The organism is Rhizobium sp. NPDC090275 (assembly GCF_044772225.1).
Classification (GTDB): domain Bacteria; phylum Pseudomonadota; class Alphaproteobacteria; order Rhizobiales; family Rhizobiaceae; genus Rhizobium.
This window is the reverse complement of the sequence record NZ_JBIVYL010000006.1, coordinates 358,065-382,019: the sequence shown is the minus strand read 5'-3', so window position 1 is coordinate 382,019 and position 23,955 is coordinate 358,065. Positions and strand designations below refer to the sequence as shown.

General features: G+C 57.0%; 21 protein-coding genes. 6 read left to right on the top strand and 15 right to left on the bottom strand.

The window, feature by feature from the left end:
- Positions 1 to 14 precede the first annotated feature (14 nt).
- Both ACIQUB_RS17980 and ACIQUB_RS17975 read right to left on the bottom strand, forming a co-directional pair.
- A complete protein-coding gene (locus tag ACIQUB_RS17980) occupies positions 15 to 149 on the bottom strand; it encodes a hypothetical protein (RefSeq protein WP_402931120.1) in 135 nt (44 codons plus the stop codon).
- A gap of 429 nt (positions 150 to 578) precedes the next feature.
- Entirely contained in the window at positions 579 to 1,100 is a 522-nt protein-coding gene (locus ACIQUB_RS17975) for a DUF992 domain-containing protein (protein WP_402931119.1), read from the bottom strand.
- A gap of 557 nt (positions 1,101 to 1,657) precedes the next feature.
- Here ACIQUB_RS17975 and ACIQUB_RS17970 point away from each other — a divergent pair.
- Both ACIQUB_RS17970 and ACIQUB_RS17965 read left to right on the top strand, forming a co-directional pair.
- Entirely contained in the window at positions 1,658 to 2,182 is a 525-nt protein-coding gene (locus ACIQUB_RS17970; protein ID WP_113239033.1) for an NUDIX hydrolase, read from the top strand.
- A 124-nt stretch (positions 2,183 to 2,306) separates the two neighbouring features.
- Positions 2,307 to 3,815 (top strand): mechanosensitive ion channel family protein, encoded by a 1,509-nt coding sequence (locus tag ACIQUB_RS17965; RefSeq protein ID WP_402931117.1) that lies wholly within the window; start codon positions 2,307 to 2,309, stop codon positions 3,813 to 3,815.
- A 75-nt stretch (positions 3,816 to 3,890) separates the two neighbouring features.
- Here the strand turns inward: ACIQUB_RS17965 and ACIQUB_RS17960 are convergent, their stop codons facing one another.
- The 4 genes from ACIQUB_RS17960 to ACIQUB_RS17945 all read right to left on the bottom strand — a co-directional run bounded on the left by ACIQUB_RS17960 (position 3,891) and on the right by ACIQUB_RS17945 (position 8,138).
- The gene (locus ACIQUB_RS17960) at positions 3,891 to 5,141 is read right to left on the bottom strand and encodes a GGDEF domain-containing protein (protein WP_402931115.1); all 1,251 of its coding nucleotides are present in this window, start codon (positions 5,139 to 5,141) and stop codon (positions 3,891 to 3,893) included.
- 128 nt (positions 5,142 to 5,269) lie between these two features.
- Entirely contained in the window at positions 5,270 to 5,977 is a 708-nt protein-coding gene (locus tag ACIQUB_RS17955; protein ID WP_402931113.1) for a transporter substrate-binding domain-containing protein, read from the bottom strand.
- 26 nt (positions 5,978 to 6,003) lie between these two features.
- Positions 6,004 to 6,336, bottom strand: a complete 333-nt coding sequence (locus ACIQUB_RS17950) for a hypothetical protein (protein ID WP_402931112.1) — start codon at positions 6,334 to 6,336, stop codon at positions 6,004 to 6,006.
- An 848-nt stretch (positions 6,337 to 7,184) separates the two neighbouring features.
- Positions 7,185 to 8,138 (bottom strand): outer membrane protein, encoded by a 954-nt coding sequence (locus ACIQUB_RS17945; RefSeq protein ID WP_402931110.1) that lies wholly within the window; start codon positions 8,136 to 8,138, stop codon positions 7,185 to 7,187.
- 407 nt (positions 8,139 to 8,545) lie between these two features.
- Between ACIQUB_RS17945 and ACIQUB_RS17940 the strand changes: the two genes are divergently transcribed.
- The 3 genes from ACIQUB_RS17940 (at position 8,546) to ACIQUB_RS17930 (ending at position 11,445) form a co-directional block, all read left to right on the top strand.
- On the top strand, positions 8,546 to 9,982 hold the full coding sequence (locus ACIQUB_RS17940) for a DUF6880 family protein (RefSeq protein WP_402931109.1): 1,437 nt from the start codon (positions 8,546 to 8,548) through the stop codon (positions 9,980 to 9,982).
- Between the two features lie 567 nt (positions 9,983 to 10,549).
- A complete protein-coding gene (locus ACIQUB_RS17935) occupies positions 10,550 to 11,002 on the top strand; it encodes a MarR family winged helix-turn-helix transcriptional regulator (protein ID WP_402931107.1) in 453 nt (150 codons plus the stop codon).
- A 41-nt stretch (positions 11,003 to 11,043) separates the two neighbouring features.
- Positions 11,044 to 11,445: a DUF1398 domain-containing protein gene (locus ACIQUB_RS17930; RefSeq protein ID WP_402931105.1), complete on the top strand. Its 402-nt coding sequence runs from the start codon at positions 11,044 to 11,046 to the stop codon at positions 11,443 to 11,445.
- Between the two features lie 946 nt (positions 11,446 to 12,391).
- Here ACIQUB_RS17930 and ugpC read toward each other — a convergent pair.
- From ugpC to ACIQUB_RS17890, 8 genes are all read right to left on the bottom strand, one after another.
- Positions 12,392 to 13,483 carry a sn-glycerol-3-phosphate ABC transporter ATP-binding protein UgpC gene (gene ugpC / locus ACIQUB_RS17925; protein ID WP_402931104.1) on the bottom strand — a complete coding sequence of 364 codons (1,092 nt, stop codon included), beginning with the start codon at positions 13,481 to 13,483 and terminating at the stop codon, positions 12,392 to 12,394.
- Positions 13,483 to 14,331 (bottom strand): sn-glycerol-3-phosphate ABC transporter permease UgpE, encoded by an 849-nt coding sequence (gene ugpE, locus ACIQUB_RS17920; RefSeq protein WP_402931102.1) that lies wholly within the window; start codon positions 14,329 to 14,331, stop codon positions 13,483 to 13,485. The genes ugpC and ugpE overlap by 1 nt, the downstream gene beginning before the upstream one ends.
- A gap of 8 nt (positions 14,332 to 14,339) precedes the next feature.
- Positions 14,340 to 15,221 (bottom strand): sn-glycerol-3-phosphate ABC transporter permease UgpA, encoded by an 882-nt coding sequence (gene ugpA, locus ACIQUB_RS17915; protein ID WP_018899554.1) that lies wholly within the window; start codon positions 15,219 to 15,221, stop codon positions 14,340 to 14,342.
- A gap of 69 nt (positions 15,222 to 15,290) precedes the next feature.
- A complete protein-coding gene (ugpB, locus tag ACIQUB_RS17910) occupies positions 15,291 to 16,598 on the bottom strand; it encodes a sn-glycerol-3-phosphate ABC transporter substrate-binding protein UgpB (protein ID WP_402931100.1) in 1,308 nt (435 codons plus the stop codon).
- A 168-nt stretch (positions 16,599 to 16,766) separates the two neighbouring features.
- On the bottom strand, positions 16,767 to 17,567 hold the full coding sequence (locus ACIQUB_RS17905) for an inositol monophosphatase family protein (RefSeq protein ID WP_402931099.1): 801 nt from the start codon (positions 17,565 to 17,567) through the stop codon (positions 16,767 to 16,769).
- A gap of 21 nt (positions 17,568 to 17,588) precedes the next feature.
- Positions 17,589 to 18,662, bottom strand: coding sequence for an ABC transporter ATP-binding protein (locus ACIQUB_RS17900; RefSeq protein WP_402931098.1), 1,074 nt, complete (start codon positions 18,660 to 18,662; stop codon positions 17,589 to 17,591).
- Positions 18,659 to 20,899 carry an ABC transporter permease gene (locus ACIQUB_RS17895; RefSeq protein WP_402931096.1) on the bottom strand — a complete coding sequence of 747 codons (2,241 nt, stop codon included), beginning with the start codon at positions 20,897 to 20,899 and terminating at the stop codon, positions 18,659 to 18,661. Before ACIQUB_RS17895 ends, ACIQUB_RS17900 begins: the two co-directional genes overlap by 4 nt.
- Before the next feature lie 70 nt (positions 20,900 to 20,969).
- The gene (locus ACIQUB_RS17890; protein ID WP_402931094.1) at positions 20,970 to 21,998 is read right to left on the bottom strand and encodes an ABC transporter substrate-binding protein; all 1,029 of its coding nucleotides are present in this window, start codon (positions 21,996 to 21,998) and stop codon (positions 20,970 to 20,972) included.
- 159 nt (positions 21,999 to 22,157) lie between these two features.
- On the opposite strand from ACIQUB_RS17890, the gene ACIQUB_RS17885 reads away from it, so the two are divergent.
- Entirely contained in the window at positions 22,158 to 23,168 is a 1,011-nt protein-coding gene (locus tag ACIQUB_RS17885; RefSeq protein WP_402931219.1) for a LacI family DNA-binding transcriptional regulator, read from the top strand.
- 163 nt (positions 23,169 to 23,331) lie between these two features.
- Here ACIQUB_RS17885 and ACIQUB_RS17880 read toward each other — a convergent pair whose 3' ends face one another.
- Positions 23,332 to 23,826 carry an MgtC/SapB family protein gene (locus ACIQUB_RS17880; RefSeq protein WP_402931093.1) on the bottom strand — a complete coding sequence of 165 codons (495 nt, stop codon included), beginning with the start codon at positions 23,824 to 23,826 and terminating at the stop codon, positions 23,332 to 23,334.
- Positions 23,827 to 23,955 lie beyond the last annotated feature (129 nt).

The window sequence follows — 23,955 nt, the reverse complement described above, 5'->3', positions numbered from 1 at the left end:
TTGCTCGCCATCCTTCAACCCCGATCTCTGCAGAACTGCTCGCCAGCGCGGACGGCGGCCTTTTGGTTTTCAAAAGGACCGATCATCTTCACAACGTCGCGGAAGCTCACAACCAGTGTGCGGTCGACGTGATCAAAGACCAACTGCATTCCATCCTCATACGGCATCTGTGCGTATCCCCTTTTTCCGCCTGCCCTTTAACGACCCACACCCCAATAAGGTTCCCAAAAAGTAATACTAATCTCTGCGGATATCTGACAAGCGCTACCAGTGGATGGGTTAATCTCCGCGCGGCGGCGGGCTCGCGCTCCAAGCTGGCGCCTCGCCAGCGGGGAAGTCCCCGGTGGGACAGCGGCGCCGCCAACTATAATCGCTATCAAGTCCGCAACATTGAGTAATCCGACTGATATCCGTTTTGGACGACCCGTGCATGGTCTGCGAATGATCGAAAGAGCGATACGTTCGTTCGCGTCATTGGTTAGCAGGTCGATCGATTTCAGATGCCGAAGATTTCTCGGCCTGTCACACACGAAACGTGGTGAGCAGGCGCGGTTTGATACCGCGCCTGTCAATAATGCTTAGCGCGTAGCCGTAAGTCTCAGTCGAGACACGCCCGCTGCCACGTTAAGGCCAGTGTTCGCCTCGCCACTCAAAGGTTGCAGGGCATAATTCTTGGCGTTACCGCCCACGAGGGCGTTTGCGCCCAAGCCGACACCGACCGATGCCGCGGCGGATGCGCCGACGTAAGTTCCAGCCAGGGCCCCATCGCCAACCCGCGTCGGGGCTGTGTTAACGACAATCCAGCTGAGATAGGATTTCCCGGTGATGCCGACATCAACGCCGAGCTTTCCGATTGTCCCAGAATAGCGTTCAATTTTTCCGGTCCGCTGCTTGAAGGTGCAAGTCACAGCTTTGTTGGAACCGATGATCATTCCCACTCCGCCCGCGACCTCGCATGAAAGCGTGCCCAAGCGCTCCCTTGGTTCTGTCGCGGCGATGTGCTGGTTAGAATGCTTTGCCTGCTTGTGCATGGATGCCGCGTTGACCTGGGGCGCCAGGGAGAGTGATGCAGCGGCGGCGATTAGAATTGCGTTTTTCATCTCGGGTCCTTTCTTCAGCCTGTACAATAACGCCGCCACCGACTTTTCGTTCAAACGACCATACGCTTGTCTATTCGACCAAAAATACCACCGGCTATTTGTGCATGTCGCCTCTGAGCTTGCCCCGGTCTCTTAAACCTTTCAGGGCGTAAAACCCAAACGAGGACAAGGATGGTAGCGAGATCTTGACAATCCTGGACCTGTCAAGCTCTGATTGGCCCCCCGCTTTTTCCGTGGCCATGAGCTAGGGGTTTCACCTGCGCTTTGCCATCATAAGCGCACCAAGGCCGCTTCTTACCTCACGTCCATGCTTCTTCCCAGCCCGTCTACAGGGCTGACGATGCTGGCAGCGACGATGTTTATTGCGACATCCTCCTCCGGCATCATCACTTTTCGACTATCGAAAAGCCTAAGCCCGCAAAGACCGACAAATGCATCTTGGGCGGTATTGACCTCAATCCTGTGGATTGGCGTCCCTCGCGTCGATCAGACGGTGGGTCTGCCCTATGTATCATCCCCTGCGCCCGCTAGCGTGTACAGGTTCACGGAAGACACATATGCCAGGTAAAAAGCAGGCCACTGATAGTCGAGGGAAGCGCCGATCGCTGTTGGCGCAACTTGCCGACGAGCCAGAGAAGCTGTTCGCTGGCGCATTCCGGCAGCAATACGGCGCCATCTGCTTTCGCTACGTTGGTATGTCCTCGAAAATCGAGGTGCTTGTCATCTCGTCGCGAGACACCGGTCGCTGGATTGTGCCCAAAGGCTGGCCGATGAAGAAGAAAAAACCTCATGAGGCGGCGGCGGTCGAGGCTTGGGAAGAAGCCGGGGTCAGGGGTAGTGTGCGCAAGGACGCGGTTGGACGGTACACCTATCTCAAATTTCTCGATGACGGTAGCGTTGTTCCAACGATCGTCGATCTCTTCCAGATAGAGGTCACCGTCCAGAAAGACGAGTTCAAGGAAAAGGGGCAGCGCCGGATCGCCTGGGTCGAACCGGACGAAGCAGCGCGGCGCGTGCGCGAGTTGGAGCTAAAATCGCTACTGGTCGACTTCAAGCCAAAGGGAAAGCGCAAGGGAGCCTGACACAGGCCCACGCGCCGTCGTCGTGCCGACGCTGATCGTATCTGTAAAGGTTGAGGAATGGGTTCTTGACGAAGCGACCCCACACGCTGTCAATTGCCGGCGACGACAACAGTGAAACAGGCAAATGGGCCAAGAGCAAAGTTCAATCTTCCCTCTCATCGCGGATCCGATCGCTCAATTTGCGACGATCGTTCTTTTGCTTGTGGCCGCGAGATTTCTCGCCCGCGGAAGACCTACGCACCGCTTTCTGGTCCATATAACCTTCTTTGCTGTCCTCACTGTGCTTCTTGTCGGTAACAACGTCGCACCATGGACGACGGGCACCGTCGATGAGGATCTTACGCACCGAATGTTCATCGGCATTGCAAAGGCGACATGGTGGGCCGGAGGCGCGATGGTGCTCGCCAGCTCTGTTCGTGTATACCTCATTTTCGAGCGCAAGCCCCGTGAAGGCCGCCTGCTTCAGGACCTTTTGGTAGCCGTAATCTACCTTGGTGCTGTGCTCTCGATCGTGGCCTTCGTGTTTGATCTACCTGTGCGAACGTTGATTGCTACATCCGGCGTGTTCGCCATCGTCTTGGGTCTGGCCCTTCAAAGCACGCTCAACGACGTCTTCTCTGGTATCGCGCTTAACCTGGGCAGGCCGTACGCAGTTGGAGATTGGATCGAGGTGGAAGGTGGTGTCCGCGGACAGGTCGTAGAGACGAATTGGCGATCGACACACTTGCTCAGCGACACAAATGATCTCGTCATCGTACCAAATAGCGCCCTCGCCAAGGCGACGTTGACAAACCTCACAGGGGGCGACTCCGTTCATGGGAGCAAGATCATTGTGCGGGCCATGCCGACGCGCTCGCCAGCTGTCATAGAGGAGACTATGCGGACGGTGCTGTTAAGCGCGAATTCTATTTTGAAGACGCCTCCACCATCTGTATCGATCACCGGCCTTGACGGATCCTCAATCGAGATTGAACTGTCGTTCAAGGTCGCAAGTCTCGGACAGACTGGCGCTGCGAAAAACGAAATATTCGATCTGGTTTACAGGCATACGAAGGCGGCTGGCATACAGCTTTCAGCGCCTTCGAACGCGTTGGCGGAACCACACTTTTCAGACACAACAAGCAAGCATCCTGGAACTCCCTGGCGCCTGCTCACCTCAATTCCCCTGTTTTCGGCACTCACCGAAGATGAAATGGAAGCTGTCGCTAACAGGATGAAGCGACTGACTTTCAAAAAGGACGTCGTCATCGCTCCTCAGGACGCATCAATGACATCCTTGATGATAATCCGAAGTGGGGTTGTGGTGATAGAAAACGACAACGGCGCCGGCAGGACGGAATTGACCAGATTGGCGCCTGGTGATCTTTTCGGTGAACGCGGCGTCTTGATGGGCGCGCCAGAGCCGGCTGCGATGCGAGCATTAACTTTGGTCGTGGTATACGAGATCTCCAAGGATCATTTGGCGAGCGTGATGCATGACCGCCCGGCCTTGGTAGAAGAACTTAGCCAGCTTTTGGCGAAACGGGTCGAGACGGAAGAGCATCTGCGAGCTGACAACGAAAGCGCTTCGGGAGTACGCCCAGTTTCTCTGGCGGCTCGAATACGGCATTTGTTCAGTGTGCCCACCCACTAACGTGTCTGATCATCAAGAGCCTCAGTGCGGGTGGTGCCGCATAAACGCCCTTCTCATCAACAACGCGAGCAGCGTCTATCCTGCTGTCTGTCCTCTAGCGTTCGAAATGCGGCCTCGGGCTTGAACGGGGTGATCGGCGACGGCTCGGTTTCTACCACCGCTTTTCGCAAGGTAGAGCGCCTTGTCAGCGCGCAATATCAGCTCGTTCATTCCACCGGCATCGCCGCGCGGGTCGAACGAGACACCGATACTGGCTGTCATCGTCAGTGAATGCTCGCCTTCTAGCGGAATTCGCATGGCTTCAATTCGCCGGCACACAAAAGCCGCGTCCAGCAGTGCCTGCTCTTCGTTGTCCGCATTGTAGACGATGACAAACTCTTCACCTCCGTAGCGGGCTGCCAGCGAACTCGGTAAGCGATCAAGTGAGACGAGAAGCAGAGCTAAGCTTTGAAGGCATTGGTCACCGACCTGGTGTCCGTAGCGGTCGTTGATGGATTTGAAGTGATCAACATCGATTAGCAAGACCGCAGTGCCACCAATCTTGTCCTTGTCGGCAAGCGCCGACTGTAAATATGTCTCAAATGTCCGACGGTTCGCCAGTCCAGTCAACGGGTCTTCTTCGGCGAGTGCCTGCAACACCACGTTCTTTCGTCGGAGTTCACTTGCCGTATCTCCATAAGAAAGCACCGCGTCTCCGATCATCGCGAGCTCCGCGAGAACCGGACGCGTCTGTACAGGTAAGGTTGGCCTATTTTCACTGATGCGCTTGAGGTTTCCGATCGCCGCAAGAACGGGCTTTGCAAGATGCCGTCGAGCGAGCAGAACCAGCACGACGCAGAAAAGGCCGGGCATCAGCAACGTCAACAAGACGGTGTTCCTCGTGCTTGCGGCTCCCGCCTCTATTTCCTTGGCAAGTCTGTCGGCGGCGAGAGCCGCGTCTCCGCTCAGCTCCTTCCCCATTTCGTCGATGATCTTGATCGCTTGGCTGTATGCAGCCGTCGCACGTTCCTCGAAGGTGAAGGCGGCAGTGCTCTGCCCAGCACTGTCACGGGCCTGCTGCCGAGCCGCGGCGATCTCTTTCGCAAGCGTTGCCACGCTTTTCGATCCCGAAACGACGCGTTCGCCAGCGTCGAACGGAAATCCTTGCGCGAGCGCTTGTATCTGGAGCTGTATCTGCCGTTCGAGGCGTCTATCACGCGCAAGATAGATCGCCCTGACCAAAGACGCCAAACGCTCGGTCTTGACGGCATTTCGGGTCTGCGAGAGGATCAGCGGCAACTGCGTTTCGCGGGTGAACTTGGCTTCTCGTTCGATCTTCGTGAGCAAGACGCCAGTGAATATAGCGGCGGCGCCTGTGTACACCAGCGCGATGAGAAAGAGCGCCCTGCCCGCTGATCTAAGCGAGATTTGACGTGACGACCGCCACCGTAACCAAGACTTCAACATTTGCAGCCTTAGTATATGCTGAAGGGGAAGTAGGCGTCATTGATCCGATCGTATGTGCCGTTAAGCTTGATTTCCTTGAGGGCCGCGTTGACGCGAGCGAGAAGCGCCTGGTTGCCCTTGTGGGCGGTGATGTGTGCCGAGCTTTGCAGGAAGTCGCTCGAGATCGGGTCTCCGACGTAGCTGAATGCAGACCCCTCCGGGGTCTCCATAAAGGTCAGGAGCTCGATTGCGTCACCGATGAGGAGATCTGCCTTTTTTTCGATGAGCAGCTTGCGTGCCGCCGGCTGGTCCTCGCCAAGCAGGATCGTACTCTTTGGGTAAGCCTTTTTGAGATATTCCGCCTGGATCGTCCCGCTCTCCACGGCAATCCGCGCGCCGGCCAGCGCTTCCGGTGAGGTGTCCTGATATTTTTCGTCGCCGACGAGCACCGAGTGAGAGCGGTAATAGGGTTCAGAGAAGTCGATCCGGGCGGCGCGCTCTTTCGAAAAGGCCATGCTGGCGACGATCAGATCGTATTTGTTGGCTTCCAGGCCGTCGATGATGTTGTTCCACGCGACGGCCTGGAAGGAACATTCGACAACCATCTTGGCGCAGATAGCCTTTGCAATATCCACGTCAAAGCCCTTGAGCTCGCCGTTATCGAGGAAATTGAACGGGGGGTACGCGCCCTCGGTCGCTATTCGTAGCGTCTCGGCATGGCTCGCACCAACGGCCAACAGCGTCGTCAGGGCATATGCGATACTCAGTCGTCGAAGCATTCGTTGATCTCCTCAACCCGCATCAATAGCCCGCGACCGCTAATAAAGATTTTCGAAATAAAGTTAAATGTTATTGAGATCACAAACGGGCTTGGGTAATCCGATGAAACGACCCAAAGATTTTTGGCCCAGTTCAGGAACTTTCTCGACGCGCGCGAGTTGTGACGGTGCAAGGCGTTTGAAATCCATCTTGCCGCGGATGCGTACAGCATACGATCCGCCAGAAGCCCGGCGTCGGATTGTTCCGCACCGGGCTTTTCCTTTACAAGCGGCAGCTTAACCCTTTCAATATCAAGACTTGCTAAATCAGCATTCATGCATAAGGTGCGCTCTGATCTTATCCTGTGGGGATGAGCCGGCGCTCGAACTCACAACTTCAAATGCGTAAAATCAACTCGCTTGAGGACACGTGATGGCTGACAAAAATGATAAGACGCGGGCCTGCCCAATCTGCAAGGAAGAGATAAGGTTGCCGCTACCCGTTGTACTCACTGCCATACCGAAATCCCCCGGCGCAGACGGCCGCGCAAGGCCTCCAATGATCATGGGCCGGCGCATTCGTGCCATGGCGCACCGCGCATCCGCGGCAGCCTTCAACGCGGGACCATCATCCGCGTGTAACGACCTCGAGATCGATGACGCCGGCGTCTGGGAAATACATCGGGGAAGACGACGTCGCTACTACTGGGGTCCGTCCTAGCGCGATGGCACCACGCCGGCACCGTGGTCCATCGCAGGTGTCACCGCGTATTTTCGCAGGAGGCACTCTTCTTCCATGTGATGGGATATTCCGCGTTAGGTGTCCACCTGCCAGCCTGACCTGGACGCCAGCTTTTTCGCACCACATACCATCGCATCGAAAATCAGGTAGATAAAAGAACGCCGGGTTGAGGCGCTTCAAATAGCTGGGAAGTGCGCTGGCAACTGATAGTGGCGGTCTATGCTACGTCGCTAACGCCACGGAGCGATCGAAAAGTCGTTCTGATCGCGACCGGACGTGCGATAAACGACTGGGCGGTCGACAGCGCGCGGCGAGGAATCTCGGGGTCGCAAGCGAATGAGTTTCTAGCACCCCAAGAAACGAATTGGCTTTTGGACCTTCATCATCGATGACGGTCGCATGGCGATGGCGCAGCATTGGTCTCCCGACACTGCGCCTATGTCTTCAGAAACTCTTGCGGAAACCGAAGGTAACAGCGTTGCTACGGAAATCCGTGCTCGACGAGGTGCCCCCCTGCGAGGTAAAATCGAAATTATCTGCGGCTGTGAACCTGTATCCGATGTCGAGTGTCGTATTGTCGAACAGAGAAACGTCAGAGAACAACCCAATAGCCTGTAGGTTGATCCCAACACCCGCATCAAGATGATAGGCGAAGGCTGTGTCGCTGTCGTCCATCAACGTCCCGGTACCCGCAACGCCCTGCTTGCGAAGGTCAAGGTTCATGAAGCCGACACCACCGCCAACATATGGAGTGATGGCGCTCAACGCTCCGTCTGCCGCCAGAGGAATATCCAGGTATCCATTGACATAACCTTGGATCGAGCGAGCATCGCCGAAGGAGTTGATGCCGCCGAGACCTACGCCCCCAATGCTATGTTCATCGACCGAAGCTGTACCATAGCCGATTTCCAGTTCCATACGCGGCGAAACGAAACCGTACGCTCCAAAGTCGTAGCCAGCTCGAAGAGCGCTATAGAAACCGACGTCATAATCGGTCGAGACCGTGGTGCCGCCGACGCCGAAGCTGGTGTCGTCGAGAAAGTTCACGGACGATAGGGAACCGATGTAAAAACCGGATGACGACTGCACCACAGCCGGCTGCTCGACGGGCTGCACCAAATCTGCTGCAAGCAGCGAGGACGTGGAGGAGACGAGAGCGGTGAAAACGAGAGCTGGAATTTTCATTGTGAACCCAAACTTATGCGCCACAAGGAATTCGTGGGCTTCAGGTTTCGCAAGTAGGAAGGATTGGGCGGCGTTCCACCCACAGATCACGATGATGAAGAGAGCGTGACATAAATGCAACGCGAGATTACGCTTGCTTGCATCAAAAAACGCCGGCACGTCATTCGTGAGCGATTTTTCAACCGGATCGGCGACTGCACCGAGAGCCGCCACCTGCTGCCGGAAAGAAGTAAAGTTGTCTGCCCCTTCACCTTTGATATATGCGCAACCGCCCGTAATCTAGAAGAGCTGGAATGGTCCTGGAAGCGGCGTCGGTGTCTATGGTGTAAGCGGGACCACGGACATTCGCATTGGTAGATCAGACGCTGGAATATCCCTCCAACCGCTTGCAGACTGGGATCCTCAAGACCTTCGCGCCTTCGCAGCGTAACCATGGCGCCTTGATGGCCTCAAACTGGCTAGCGTGTCAGATACTTTGCAAATAATTCGGCCACCCTCGATGCGCCTCGTCCTCGATGTTTGTTAAGTTACAAGTCGCAAGAGGCGAACGAATGAACAAACTCAGCGCTCGAGAATGTGCAGAACCTATCCGGCTTTAGAAATGGTGATATGATCGTCCCATGGCAGCGAAGACTACACTCAACGCACAGAACCTCGAGGCACTCGGCGTGCAAAGGCTCGCCGAACTGCTTATTGAACTCAGCACTGGCAGCGCCGCCCATCAGCGACGTCTTCGCATGGAACTTGCTGGAAACCACGGTAGCGCCGAGTTGGCCCGAGAGGTCCGAAAACGGTTGTCCAGCATTGCACGCGCTAAGACTTTCATCAACTGGCGCAAGGTCAAAGCCACGAAGACGGATCTGGAGACTCAGCGGAAGATCATTGTCGAGACCATCGCTTCCCACGATCCGGTGGACGCTTTTGAGTTGATTTGGCAGTTCTTGGCGATCGCGGATCGTCTCTTTGAGCGCTCGGACGACGGCAACGGGTCGTTGATGCAAAGCTTCCATCAGGCAGGCATAGACGCTGGGAATATCGCCAAATCCGCGAAGATCGACGCCGACGTTCTTGCGGAGAAGGTATTCAAGGCAATTCAGCGCAACGGCTACGGACAATTTGACCGCCTGCTCACTGCGATGGCTCCGGCGCTCGGCCACAAAGGCCTGGAGCATGTAAAGGGGCTCTTCGTCGACTGGTCAAAAGAAGCAAGGGAGAAGCCGGCTCAAAATGATCGACAGATCATCGGCTGGAGCAGCGTAGGTGCGATCTACGAGGACGACGTCTACGAAAATCACAAAGATCTCACCATTCGCATCGCGCTGCAGGAGATTGCGGACGTCCAGAATGATGTCGACGCCTACATTGCGCAGCAACCGGAGAAGACACGTAGCGCCCCCCTGGTTGCCGCCGATATCGCCAACCGTCTTATCTCAGCCGGGCGAGCCGAAGAAGCACTCGCAGCGCTCGACAATGTCGAGGCCAAGGGATGGGAGAATGTTCCGTTCGAATGGCAGCTTGCACGAACCGCGGCACTAGAAGCGTTGGCGCGGAACGATGAAGCCCAAGCGTTTCGGTGGATGTGCTTCGAACAATCCTTAAATGAAGAGCACCTGCGTGCCTACGTCCGGCGCTTGCCTGATTTCGACGACATCGAAGCCGAGGAGAGAGCTTTCGCATACGCCCAGGCATTTCCAGATGCCAATCGCGGCCTTAACTTCTTCCTGCGGTGGCCATCACCGGCACAGGCAGCAAAGCTTGTGTTAAATCGGTCGGGCGAGCTTGATGGGGATTATTATGAGCTGATGACCCCGGCGGCCGAGATGCTTTCAACGAAGTACCCATTGGCCGCGACAATCGCCCTGCGAGCCATGATTGACTTCACTCTGGATAGTGGCCGATCGAGCCGATACAAGCACGCAGCGCGACACCTTACGGAACGCAAGTCATTGGCGAACCAGATTGAGGACTTCGGTAAGGTACGGGCGCACCAGGATTATCTGGCGGATTTGCAGCGGGAGCATGGGCGGAAGTCGGGATTCTGGAGTCTGGCATCTTAGCGGGCACACCCAGACTTGCCGGCTGCCTCTGAGCGACCTAACCGTCGAGAAGTAATCGGTTGGCAATTGAGGCTCACGCCCGCCCCTTTTCCCGCTGATATGAGAGAGGGATCATCCCGGCACTATGAGCGCTTGTGCCTTTGCACGGCCAGCGCACGTCGCTTTCGATACCACAATCGATGCACAATACTGTGACAGCGGGCGCGGGTGAAGGTCGACCTGGTCGTCCTTCTGCGAGCGACACCAGGTTGCGCGCCTTAAACAAAGGCTCTTGACGCGAACTCTTTGAGCCGGACCGCGCAAGGTCGCAGATCTTTGAAGACCCGCGACCTTGCGATCGCGTAACCGGTATCTTCATCGCACACACGAGAGTGCTCGTTCTAAAAATTCTGCGAACAGAGGCGGTCCAATTTTCTTGATGGCTTTGGATGACGAGGTCCGAACACCAAGTGTGCAATCCAGCCGATTGTGAACCATAAAAATTCTATGGCTCGTCGGGCAGTTTGCCAAATCTTGTTGACTAGGAAACTTTCTCGATTTAGTTTCCCAGTCAACAGGGAGCTCATTATGACATCAGTCGCGAAACTTACCGATCACACCGGCTATTGGATGCGAATGGTATCAAACGCGGTTTCGCAGGAGTTCTCCCGCAAGGTATCGTGTGAAGATGTCACTGTCGCAGAATGGTCATTCATGCGTTCGCTCTACGACCTGGAACCCACGCCTCCCTCGGTTCTGGCGGAAAGAATGACCATGACAAAGGGAGCCATCAGCAAACTTGCGGAACGCCTGATGGCCAAAGGGCTGGTTGCGAAGGCACAGAGCCGAGAGGACCGGCGCGCCCACAACTTGTCCCTGACGACAAAGGGACGAGCCAAAATTCCGGTCCTGGCGTCGCTTGCCGATCAGAACGACGCTGATTTCTTTGGCGTGTTGACGACGGAAGAGCATGAGACACTCGACCACATCCTAAGGGTCCTCACCGAAAAGCGCGACTTGAAGGCAACCCCGGTGGACTGAACCATCGACCGAACCCAACATTGAAATGAAAGGAAGCCACCATGGACGCGCAACGGATTGCTGTTGCCGAAAATTGCCTGCATTCTGCCCATGATGGAAGCTTGAGCTTCCCGGAGATTGTCGGAAAACTATTGGCGGCGGGCTTCGAGGGATACACAGTCGACTACCGCCGCAACACCCAAACCCATTACCTGCCAGATGGCGACAGTGTCGCCTTCGATATGCGTCTCTCCGCTGGCAAAGTCGCCGCTACATTCGATACGAGCGAGGTGGAGCGCCTGGTGCGATGGGCTCAGGCCAATCCTGAGAACTATAGCTACGTCGCCTTCTGCGAGAAAGCCAAGGCCGCTGGTTGCGCAGGCTACATCGTCTCGTTTCTCGGCCGCCGGGTCCTTTACTTTGGCCGTACCGCGGACACCCATATCGAGCAATTCCCTAATTGAAGACTAGGGTCATGATAAAGCTGATAGAACCGTCGACCATCCTTACCATAGCAAGCTCGTGCTCCGGCAATTGGCCTGCTGCGGCAAAAAAGCCACAGCACTCGTAAGCGGGCAACACTGCTGCCATCACAGACGCCGAACCATGAAAAAGCCTCGCCGAGGTCGTTCGAGAATAACGGCTCAACGCTTCCAAGGTTTTAAACAATGCGGCAACCAGTCAGTCCCAAGGTTCTTTGGCCGGCCGTGTGGAGCACGACCGCGGCTCGCAGGCTCGGCGGTGTCTGCTACCGAGCTCAGCTTTTTCGACATCCGGCTTGATACCGAGTACAAAGTCGATAACCTTCGATGAAGACATCTCGCACGGCTTCAGCAACGGACGCATCTGTCCGATTTGATAGAGATTGAAGGAGACGATGTCGTTTCCTGCAAGTTCCTCTGCGAAGAGCCAGATGCGACGCCCGTTGTCGGATCGGCGTAACGTTACACCCCAGCTCCGGCCGTCGAGCTCACCCCTAAAGTATCCGGTCGGAAGCCGCAGGAGAGCGCCTTGGAAATCCACGATTTCCGCCTCCAGAGCGGTCACGGCGCAAGGCACTCTTCGCAAATGCCGCAGCAATCCTTATCGAGTATGGCGGACTGCCCGCAGCAGTCGCATGCGGCCGTCTGCAACCCCGCGAGGATCCTCGGTTGAGGCGGCAAAATGTCGATCATGTCTTCGTTATAGTGGCTAGTAGATTGGTGTTCGTCCATGACTGGCTCCAGTATCTGGACTCCAGATAGTGAATGGTTTTTCGATAGCAAAGCAGGCGCCTTGAAGGCGTGGTTTTGGACGTCATTCCGCGTAGTCGGCTTACTCTAACTGCAACCCAGGGGCACTGCGAACGTTTCTCGTTACCAGGCGACGATGGATGAAGCTCTGTCCAACATCGAAGTGCGCTGCGCGAGCTCAACCAATTTGCGGATCGATCAAGCGGGTGGACCCGAATATGCCCGCAGGCGTCGCGACACGCCGACCTGCACTGTCGAAACAGTGGATGGCGTCCGGTTCGGCCTGAAGCATCACCCGGCTACCTATAGACATTGTTGATCTGCCCGCTACTCGAAAGACAATCTCCACGCCACCAGCCGTCGTGGCATGAATATAGCTTTCTGCACCGACAAGTTCGATGGCATCGATGTCGACAGCAAGGCTGAAGGTTGAACCTTCCCGCGTGTGACCGATTTTCAAGTCCTCAGGGCGAATTCCGATGGTTGCCACTCCGATGGGAAGTGACAGGCCGGGAGCGTCGGTGCCCAACGCGTCGGCGCTGACAAGGTTCATGGCCGGCGAACCAATGAAGGCTGCCACGAAAGTCGTGGCCGGCCGCTCGTAAAGCTCGATCGGCGTGCCGACCTGCTCGATCTGTCCACCATTCAGCACGACAAGGCGATCTGCAAGGGTCATGGCCTCCATCTGGTCATGGGTCACATAGACGCTGGTCGTGGCCAATTTACTCTGGAGTTTGCGGATCTCAACCCGCATCTGGACACGCAGCTTCGCATCGAGATTGGACAACGGCTCATCGAATAGAAATGCCTTCGGCTCGCGCACGATTGCTCTGCCCATTGCGACCCGCTGCCTCTGCCCGCCTGACAGTTGGCGTGGCTTGCGCTCGAGCAGGGAACCGATTTCCAAGGAAGCCGCCGCAGCAGCAATTCGCCGTTCTATCTCTGCTGCAGCCATCCCTCTATTTTTCAGGCCATAGGCCATGTTCTGCCTGACGGTCATATGCGGATAAAGCGCGTAATTTTGAAAGACCATAGCGATATCTCGCTCGGATGGTTCCAAAGCGTTGACGACGCGCCCGTCAATGGCGATCTCTCCAGAGGAGATTGCTTCCAATCCCGCAATCATCCGCAAGAGCGTGGATTTCCCGCACCCGGACGGTCCCACGAGAACCACCATCTCGCCATCGGCGATATCGAGCGAAATCCCCTTTATTGCCTCGAAGCCACCTGCATACGTCTTGCGAACGTCCCTGATCGTGATGCTTGCCATTACTTCTCTGTCTCCACGAGGCCCTTCACGAACCAGCGCTGCATCAAGACGACAACGAGGATCGGGGGAATGATTGCAAGAATTGCGGTAACCATGACGAGGTTCCAAGGCGTCGCCGCGTCGGCGAAATCGACCATCTTGCGCAACCCGATGATGATCGTCGACATGCTGGCGTCGTTGGTCACAAGCAGTGGCCAGAGGTACTGCGTCCAACCATAAATAAAGAGAATGACGAAAAGCGCCGCCAAGTTGGTACGTGAGAGCGGAAGCAGGATGTCGCGCATGAAGCGGAACGGCCCTGCATTGTCGATGCGGGCAGCCTCCACCAATTCGCCGGGTATCGTCAGGAAGAACTGCCGAAACAGGAACGTTGCCGTTGCCGATGCCATCAGTGGCAAGGTCAGCCCCGCATAGGTGTCAATCATGCCCAGATCAACGATGACCTTGTATGTCGGCAGGATGCGAACCTCTACGGGCAGCATCAGCGTCACGAAAATCATCCAAAAGAAGACCATGCGCAGCGGAAAGCGGAAAAACACGATCGCGAACGCCGACAGGAAGGAAATGATAATCTTGCCGATCGCGATCATAGCCGCGACGACAATCGTGTTGAACATCATGCGCTCGAGGCTGACCCCGACGACCCGCTCAACCCCGCCAACCAAGGCGTCGCCGTAATTCTCCACGAAATGGCCTTGCGGAAGCATGGTGATTGGCGGGCGCAGTATCTGCGCCGACGTCATCGTCGAGGCGACGAACGTGTAGTAGATCGGGAAGGCAACAATAATGATCCCGATCACGAGGATCAGATGACCAGTGATATTTGCGATGGGGCGCCGATCGATCATCTCAAACCTCAAGCGTAGTGGACGCGGCGTTCGACGAAGCGAAACTGCACGGCGGTCAGCGCGATAACGATCACCATCAAGACGACAGACTGGGCCGCGGACGAGCCGAGATCGAGATTGACGAAGCCGTCATTATAGACCTTGTAGACCAGTGTCTCGGTCGCCTTTGCTGGCCCACCTCCGGTCACGGCATGGATGATGCCGAAGGTATCGAAGAAGGCGTAGACCGTGTTGACGACAAGCAGGAAAAATGTCGTTGGTGCCAACAGTGGAAAGACGATTGTCCAGAACCGACGGCTGCCGCGCGCGCCGTCAATGGCTGCTGCTTCGATCAACGATTTCGGGATCGCCTGAAGGCCGGCGACGAAAAACAGGAAGTTGTAACTGATCTGCTTCCATGCGGCTGCGACAATCACCAGGACCATGGCCTGTCCGCCGTTCAAGAGCGGATCCCAGGCAAACCCTGCGCGTCGCAGGATATAGGCGAAGCTTCCCATCGCCGGATTGAACATGAAGAGCCACAACATGCCCGCAACTGCAGGGGCCACAGCGTAGGGCCAGATCAACAGCGTGCGATAAAACGTCTGGCCCCGCCTGATACGATCGACGGCGGTGGCAAGCGTCAACGCCACGATCATCGCCAGGGCTGCGGTCGCCACACTGAACACGACTGTCACCTGAAGCGAATGAATGTAGCTCGGGTCGCTGAGGATCCTGCGAAAGTTCGCAAGTCCAACAAATCCACTTTTCAGCCCGAACGGGTCTTCGCGCTGCATCGACTGATAAAGCGCCTGACTGGCCGGCCAGAAGAAGAACACGACCGTTAGAACGATCTGCGGCGCCAACAAGAAATAGGGAAGGACTTTATTCGGGAAGACGACATTTTGCACGTGGAGACCCCTTGAGCAAAGCGAGATGACCATCCGCGCGCGTGAGCGCGGATGGTCGACAGATCAAGCTTACTGGGCGATCGCCTGCTGGATGGCCGCGTTGCCTCGCTCGACCGCCTTATCGAGAGCGGCCTTGGCGTCCTGCTTGCCCGCGAGCATCGCTTCGAACTCCTCGTTCATGATGTCGCGAACCTGAGGCAGGTTGACGAGACGAACACCCTTGGAGTTTTCCGTCGGCGCCTTGCCCATCATCTGCAAGATCGGCGTCTCGCGACCGGGGTTCTTCTCGTAGAACCCCGACTTCTTCGTTTCCTCATAGGCAGCCATGGTAACAGGCATGTAGCCCGAGACCTGATGGAGGCGCGCCTGGATCTTGGTCTGCGACAGGAAATGGAAAAACTCGGCAATACCTTTGTATTCAGCGTCGCTTTTGCCAGCGAACACCCAAAGGCTTGCACCGCCGGGAATGGTGTTTTGCGGGCGGCCTTCCCCAGGCTCGTAGGGCAATTGTCCGATCCCGTAGTTCATGCCGCTCTTGACGATATCGCCCAGGCCGCCGGAAGATTCCGTGAGGATAGCGCACTCGCCCGAGGTGAAGAGCTGCTTTGCCTCAGACGTGCGTCCGCCATAGCGAAACGTTCCATCCTTGGCGAGGTCGGCGATATCCTGGAAGTGCTTGACGAAGTCAGGCGAATTGAAGGACAGTTTGACGTCGGTACCCGCCAAGCCGTTTTCGTTGCTGCCGTAAGAGAGATTATTCCATGCGGCAAAATTTTCGGTTTGGATCCAAGTGAGCCAGGTCGACGTCAGACCGCAGGCAGCGCCGCTTGCCTTGATTTTCTTGGCAGCTTCGATGACCTCAGGCCACGTCTTGGGTGCGGCCTCCGGGTCAAGTCCGGCCTTCTTGAACAGGTCCTTGTTGTAATAGAGGATCGGCGAGGACGAGTTATACGGGAAAGACAGCATGGTGCCGTCCGGCCTGGAATAATAGGCCGCAATACCCGGCAGATATTCGTCCTTGTTGAATTTGTAGCCGCCCTTCTCGAGGACCTCGGCGACCGGCATGATCGCCCCTTCGGCCCCCATCATCACGCCACTGCCAGCGTCGAACACTTGAAGGATGGCCGGCGACTTCCTGGCGCGGAAGGCTGCGATGCCGGCGTTCAGTGCCTCGGGATAGGTACCCTTGAACACCGGAACGATCTTGTAATCGGCTTGAGCCTCGTTGAATTCCTTGGCGAGCTGGTCGACGACCTCGTTGTTGGCGCCGGCCATGGCATGCCACCATTGCAGTTCGGTGGCGGCATACGCGCCGCCGGCAGTGGTGCTTGAAAGAAAAGCTGCGGCAAAGCCGATCGCGATTGAATGACGAAACATGTTTCCTCCCATTGGGTCAATTCGCGCACATTGCGCCTGCGTGGCGCAGCCGACCTCCCCGTCAGCCACGCCGCACATCTGTCAAAGCCGATAGACAGCTTCGAATTGGTTTCCTGTCACAATTAACGCCCCGGGGCGATCTGTCCAGATATCGGCAATCCTGCGTTGTCAGATTCCGGCGATAGCCCGAAGATCCTCGACCGCGCCAGGGGCTGCCGCAAGAACGGGCGCCCCCTTCGTCAATCGGTCTCCATCGGTCGGGAAGGTGTGATACCAGCCGCCGGCCTCCTTCACGAGGCAATAACCGGCCAGGCAATCCCAGGCATGCATGTAGGGTTCGTAATAGCCCACGAGACGGCCGGCAGCGACATAGGCAAGCATCAGTGCGCCAGATCCATTTCGAATGAAGTTGCCGCCGGCAGACAAGAGCTTTTCCACCATCGCGGCGACGAATGCCGGCGTGACATGATTGTTGGCGCCGATACCTGTTACGGAATTGCGGATTGTGCGAGAAGGATCAAGCGACAGCGATTTCCCATTCAACGTGGCTCCGGATCCGACAGCTGCCGCGTAGAGTTCACCGTGGCATGGCGCAAAGATAACACCGACAACCGGCACATTATCGTGAAGAAGTGCGATCGAGATGCACCAATTCGGCATGCCATTGACGAAAGGGCTCGTGCCATCAATCGGATCGACGACCCAGGTCAAGCCCGATGTACCGCCTTCAAGTCCGTATTCCTCTCCCAGGAAACCGTCGCCGGGATAGGCTTCGTGAACGGCGTCACGAATGAGGTTTTCGACGTCCCTGTCAGCGATCGACACCACGTCCTGAGGATCCCGCTTGGTTTCTATGACCAGGCTTTCCCTCTTTTCGAAATACCCGAGCGCCAGTGCGCCTGCCTTCTTTGCAATGGCTTCCGCAAAGGCCCTGCGAGCATCGAGGCCCAGTGAAGAATGCGATGTCATTTCAAACCCTCTTGCGATTTCTTACTTGGTTGGTGCGGTAATCAGCGCGATCCCGCGATCCTTGAGGCTGATGGCGACTTCGGTCGTCGTGTCGAATGGTGAATCCGCTGTCCTGTCGATGACGAACAGGTTCCCCCTGCCGGTTGCGACTTCGTATTCGACATGATCGCCGAGATAGGCCGCATGCGTGATCCTGCCGGTGAAGGCACCCTTCGTGGGCGTGCGATGCAACTGAATTGCATTGGGTCGGATGGCGAGTTCGGCCCTGCCGGCCGATGCATTCCTGGCCGCTACGCGGTGCTTCAGCCCTTCGATATCGATCAGGGCGATGCCGTCTTCGACACTTTCGACCTGGCAGGCCAACACATTGGCCTCGCCCATGAAATCGGCGATGAAAGCGGAGGCGGGCGCATCGTAAAGGTCGCGTGGTGCACCTTGTTGCGCGATCTCGCCATCCTTCATCACGATGATCTGGTCCGACACGGCAAGAGCCTCGTCCTGGTCATGAGTGACATAGACCGCTGTGAAGCCCAGTCGCTGTTGCAGATCGCGAATTTCGGTGCGCACCCTTCGACGCAAGCGTGCGTCGAGATTGGAGAGCGGCTCGTCGAGCAGCAGTACCTGCGGCTCAAGGACCAGGGCACGCGCCACGGCAACGCGCTGCTGCTGGCCACCTGACAATTCGGCCGGCAGCCGCTCGCCCATGCCGTCGAGCCCGACGAGCTTCATCGCCTCCTTGGCGCGTTCGCGCGCCTCCTTGCGCTTGATCCCGGATGATTCCAGGCCGTAGGCGACGTTGTCGAGCGATGTCATATGCGGAAAGAGCGCGTAGCTTTGAAACACCATCGACACATCGCGCTCGTTTGCCGGCAGCATCGTCACTTCCTTGCCACCGATCAGGATACGTCCCGCCGAGGGATGCTCGAGGCCGGCCAGCATGCGCAGCGTCGTCGTCTTGCCGCATCCCGACGGCCCGAGAAGCGTGACAAGCGTTCCCGGTTCGATGGTGAGCGACAGGTCGGGAATGGCTGTGAAGGCGCCAAATGTCTTTCTCACTCGTTCGAACGTAACGGAGCCGGGCACAGTCTTGCTCATGCGGTTTTCTCCTGATTGAGCGGCAGGGAGGTTTTGGCTGTCGGGGCAGCGAGCGTCACACGGTTTTCACGGCGAAGTCGGCGTTCGCCGACCAGCAACTGAAAACCACCGATCACAGTGACCATCACGACGATAAGGGCGGACGAGTAGGCGATCGCAACGCCATATTCGCCGTTTTCGACGAGGCCGACGATGTAGGCCGTGGACATGTTGTATTCGGCGCTGACGAGGAAGATCACGGCGCTGATCGAGGTAATCGCCCGCACGAAGGAATAGACAAGGGCCGCGGTGATCGCCGGGCGCAAAAGCGGCAGGATCACCTTTCTGACGGTTCTGAAGCTGTTTGCACGCAAGGTCAGGGATGCCTCGTCGAGGCTCTTGTCGAGTTGGCTCATGGCCGCCACGCCGCCGCGCACACCGACCGGCATGTTACGGAAGACGAAGCACGCGACCAGGATGAGTGCAGTGCCGGTCATCTCCAGCGGCGGCAGGTTAAACGCCATGATATAGCTGATGCCGATCACTGTGCCCGGAATGGCAAAGCTCAGCATGAGCGCAAATTCGAAGACGCCACGACCGACGAATTTCTGGCGGACGATCAAATAAGCCGTCAGAAGGCCGACAGCGGCCGTCAATGGCGCGGAGATCAGCGCGATTTCCATCGTCGTCCAGAAGGAGTTCCAGGCAACACCCGTCCAGGCTATGCCGCCGTCCTCGCGCCAGCCGATGGAAAAAGCACTGATGTAGTGCTGGAAGGTCAGGCTGTTATCCAGTCCCCAGGTTCGCACGAAGCCGCCGAAGAGGATCATCGCGTAGACTACGACAGTGAAAAGCGCCCAGGGAATGACGATTGAATGAACGGCGATTGAGAGGCTCCGCGGCAAGGCAGCATGCGCTCCAGAATCGCCCTTTCCGGTGACCGTGGCATAGCTTTTTCCCTGAAGCCAAAGTCGCTGGGCGAGGAAGGCTGTCATGGTGAAAGCCAAAAGGATCATCGCAAGGACTGCGGCGCGGGCGGGATCGTTTTGCGATCCGACGACGGCGAAGAAGATCTCCGTGGATAGAACACCGTGGCTGCCACCGAGAACCATTGGATTGCCGAAGTCCGCCATGCTTTCGATGAAGCTGATCAGAAAAGCATTGGCGAGGCCTGGCTTCATCAACGGCAGGGAAACCCGCCAGAAGGTGCGCCAACGATCGGCTCTGAGCGTCTGCGACGCTTCTTCCATCGAAGGGCTGACACCTTCGACGACGCCGATCAGGACAAGGAACGAGATTGGCGTGAATGACAGGACCTGGGCGATCCAGATACCGGTCAGACCGTAGAGCCAACGGCCCGGCTCGATACCGAGCGCTGATGCTGCGAACTGCGTGACCACTCCCGCGCGCCCGAACAGCAGTGTCAGTGCGAGACCGACGACAAAAGGCGGCGTGATGATCGGCAGGATGGTCAACAGCCGCAATCCCCGCTTGAAAGGGAACCGCGTGCGTGTTGCGACGAGCGCGAAGCAAAGACCAAGCAACGTCGCTCCGCTAGCCGTCATGATCGCGAGCCACAGCGTGCGCCAGGCCACGCCACAGCGCTCGCCCCCAACGACGCAGCCAAGGCTCCAAACCGACGAATCTTGAATTGTGTTGAAGAAGCCGCTGGGATCAAACGAACCATCGACGGATTGGAAAGCGGCAATGAACATGCTTCCGACGGGATAGAAGACGAAAACCGCAACCAGGACCACAAGCATCGAAATGGCGCTGACCACGAAGGCGTCACCCTTCATGACACCGCGATCGGCAAGACCGAATGAAAAGAACAGCACGAAAACGATACCGGAAAGAACGGCACCTGCCCCCATCGATGGCTGCCCGTCCGGCAAGGCGCCAAACACTGCTTCACTGACCGCCCACGACCAGCCGGAAAAGGTGATTGCCAGCCCCTGAAGTATGAGAAGCGCCAGTCCGGCGCCGCCGCAGACCGCCAATAGAAGGCCGCGGCTTCGGGCACTGGGAACGAAGCGCGCGACGCAACCAGCAACAAAGAGCAAGGCGACCAGGCCGAGCCACCAGCGTCCGAAGCTTGCGATCTCGATTGCCGCCGGTGCGGTTGCTGCATCTAAAAAGTAGCCGGAAAGCCATTGGAAGCCGAAGAAGCCGCTTTCGATGCGATACCAGGGCAACAACAAGAAGGCCAAACCACCCAGGAGGATGGTGATATCGAGACGGCGATTGCGAGAGATCATGTCCGTTGTCCGCAGCGTTTCGTGACGGTCGGAAAGGCAGGAACCACAAGCCCCTGCCCTCGCCATACGATCAGTTGGCTTTAGCGCCGATTTCCTTGTCCCAGCGGGACAGAAGAGCCTTGCGAACATCCGGATCGCCATACTTCTTGAAATCGTAGTCGATCAATTTGATATCTTCGAACTTCGGCGCCTCCTTCGGCACCTCGGCGGACTTGTTGGAGGGCAGCTGGAAAGACTTCGCGTCTTTCATGTGGGACTGAGCATCCGCGCTCAGCGCCCAATCGTACCACTTCTTCGCATTGTCGAGGTTTTTTGCGCCTTTGACGATTGACATCGAGCCAATCTCGTAACCGGTTCCTTCGCACGGCGCTATCGCCTTGATGGGGAAGCCCTCGACGGTCTGAGCGACCGCGTCATGCATGAAGACGACACCAATGGTCGATTCACCGCGCGCTGCGGCTTTCACCGGTGCAGAGCCAGACTTTGTGTACTGGGAAATGTTGGCGTTAAGTTTCGACAGATAGTCGAATGCCTTATCCTCGCCCATGATCTGAACGAGGGTCGCCAGAGTGTTGTAAGAGGTTCCCGAGGAGTTTGGATTAGCGATCTGGATTTCGCCTTTATAAGAAGGATCGAGAAGATCGGCCCAGCATTTTGGCTCCTTCAGGCCCTTCTTCTGCAAGATCTCAGTATTGTAGCCCCAACCAAGAGCACCTGCGTAAACGCCGACAGTGCGAAAGCCTGCACTTTCTGCCTGCTTTTTGGCCCAATCCTGCAGTTGGTCGAAGAGTGGTGACTTGTACTCAAGCGTTAGTCCCTCGCTGGCTGCCTGCAGGTGCGGATCGCCAGTGCCGGCCCACCATAGATCAGTCTTGGGATTTCGCGCTTCCGCACGGATTTTTGCATAGGTCTCACCAGCCGAAAGGCGAACCATGTTCACCGAAATATCCGTCTGTTTTTCAAAGAGACCCTTCATCAGGTCACAGACTTGCTGGTCTGCAGAGCAGATGACGTTGAGATTTCCGGCGGCATAGACAGGAAGGGCGAACAACGCGGTGGCTGCCGCTAACGCGGCTGTGGCGAGCTTGATCGAATTCATGATTTCCTCCTTTTGAGCGACGCCTCCACGTCGACGCTTGTTTGCAAGCGTGTGCAAAGCTTGCATGTGACAGAAAAGGCTGTCAATGGTTTTCTCGAAATAGAAGGGATTTTGCGTCTGCGAACAGCTTTGCAAGCGCGTGCAGCATCGGAGGGGAGTATGCCGCCAAAGGACTTCATCAGTGCACTTGAAGTAGCGCAACGCGCTGGCGTATCGAGATCTGCGGTCTCTCGAACGTTCACGCCAGGCGCAAGCGTTTCAGCGGAGACAAGAAAAAAGGTGACGGATGCGGCTGAGGCCCTGGGATATCACGTCAACGAGCTTGCGCGGGGATTAATGCGCAGCCATAGCGGAATTGTCTGTCTGATCGTGTCGGATGTCGCCACGCCCTATCGATCGGCGCTGCTGCGTGAGCTTACGGGCAAGCTCCAGAACGCCGGAAAAGTGGCGATGCTGATCAACACCGACCGCTCTGACGGCAGTGTGGATCGTGCTCTGTCACAGGCGATCCGTTATCGCGCCGATGCTTCGATCATATTGTCCGGACTACCTGACGCGTCGATCGTCAGGCTGTGCCTTAGAAACGGACAAAGACTTGTCCTGATCAATCGTGATGATGACGAGCCTGGGCCACTAAAAATAAATCTCGACGACTTCGAAGCTGGAGAGAGGATCGTCACGGCATTTGCAAGGGCAGGCTGCAAGTCACTGGCCTTTGCCAATTCTGACGCCGGGACGCCAAGCCTGATGGGGCGCGAGCGCGGTTTTGTTGCCGCGGCCACCAAATGTGGCCTTGAGGTTTCTGTAGAACGTTATGGCTGGACCGGTTACGAAGCGGGTCGTGTTCTGGCGCAACGGTTTCTCACCAGGTCCCGCAGGCCAGACGCGGTCTTTTGTGCAACTGATCTTCTTGCTTGCGGTTTCATGGATGCAGCACGCCATCAGTTTGGCATCTCGGTTCCAGATCAGATGTGCATTGCGGGCTTTGACGACATCGAGCAGGCATCGTGGCTGTCCTACGGGCTGACGACGTTTGCGCAACCAGTTGCCGAGATCGCCGCAAAGGCTGTCGGCTGGCTATCGGTCGACGACAATGGCAATGATAACGGTTTGCAGTCGGTCCGGCTCACTGCTGAGCTGGTCTGGAGAACGTCAATCCGGGCGGCTTGAGGTGGCACTGTCACGCAGCGTCGCTCGGCTCCCGTGATCGAATTTCGCTTTTATCAGAAATTTTCAACGCCGCAGGGCGTATCACGGACATCAATTTCTTCGCGATTGTGTTTGATGGCGCCGCTATCGCACGCTTTGACTTTTGACGGCGAGGAACGCTGGATCAAGGCGTGAGGTCGGGGGGATGTTTGCTGTTTTCCGGTTCCGCGATCCTGTCTCTTGTTTCGGTCTTGAAGTTCGCCATGAACCGGAGCGTGAAGAATGTCATCGCGGAGAGCACGATCGCGATATCGTAAGCGCCAAGACCGACCGCGGCCCCGATCGCTCCGGTCGCCCAAAGACTTGCGGCGGTTGCGGTTCCACGAATACTTGCCCTGCCGACGAGAATTGCCCCGCCTCCGATAAAGCCAACCCCGTTGATCAGACCTTCGACGATTCGCGCCGTGGCCTCCGGGCTGCCGTTTGTAACGGTTTCGGCGGCCTGAATGAAGCCGCAGGCCGCGATTGCGACGAGAGGGAATGTTCGAAGCCCGGCGCTGCGCTCGTTTCGCTCCCGGTCCCAGGCGATCGGGAGAGCCAAAACGTATGCTATCAAGAGTACAAGCAGATGGGTCGCCAAGTCAAACCGTGAAAGGAAGGGGTCCAGCAATGAATTCAAGAGCAATCTCCGTTACGTCACCATAGAGATGGCAGCCACTGGCTGATCGGCAAGGGCAGCACATGAGTAAGGTCGCCAAAAGGGTTGGCGCGACGCAGCCCTGACATCGCCGCCGCCCTAGCAGGCATT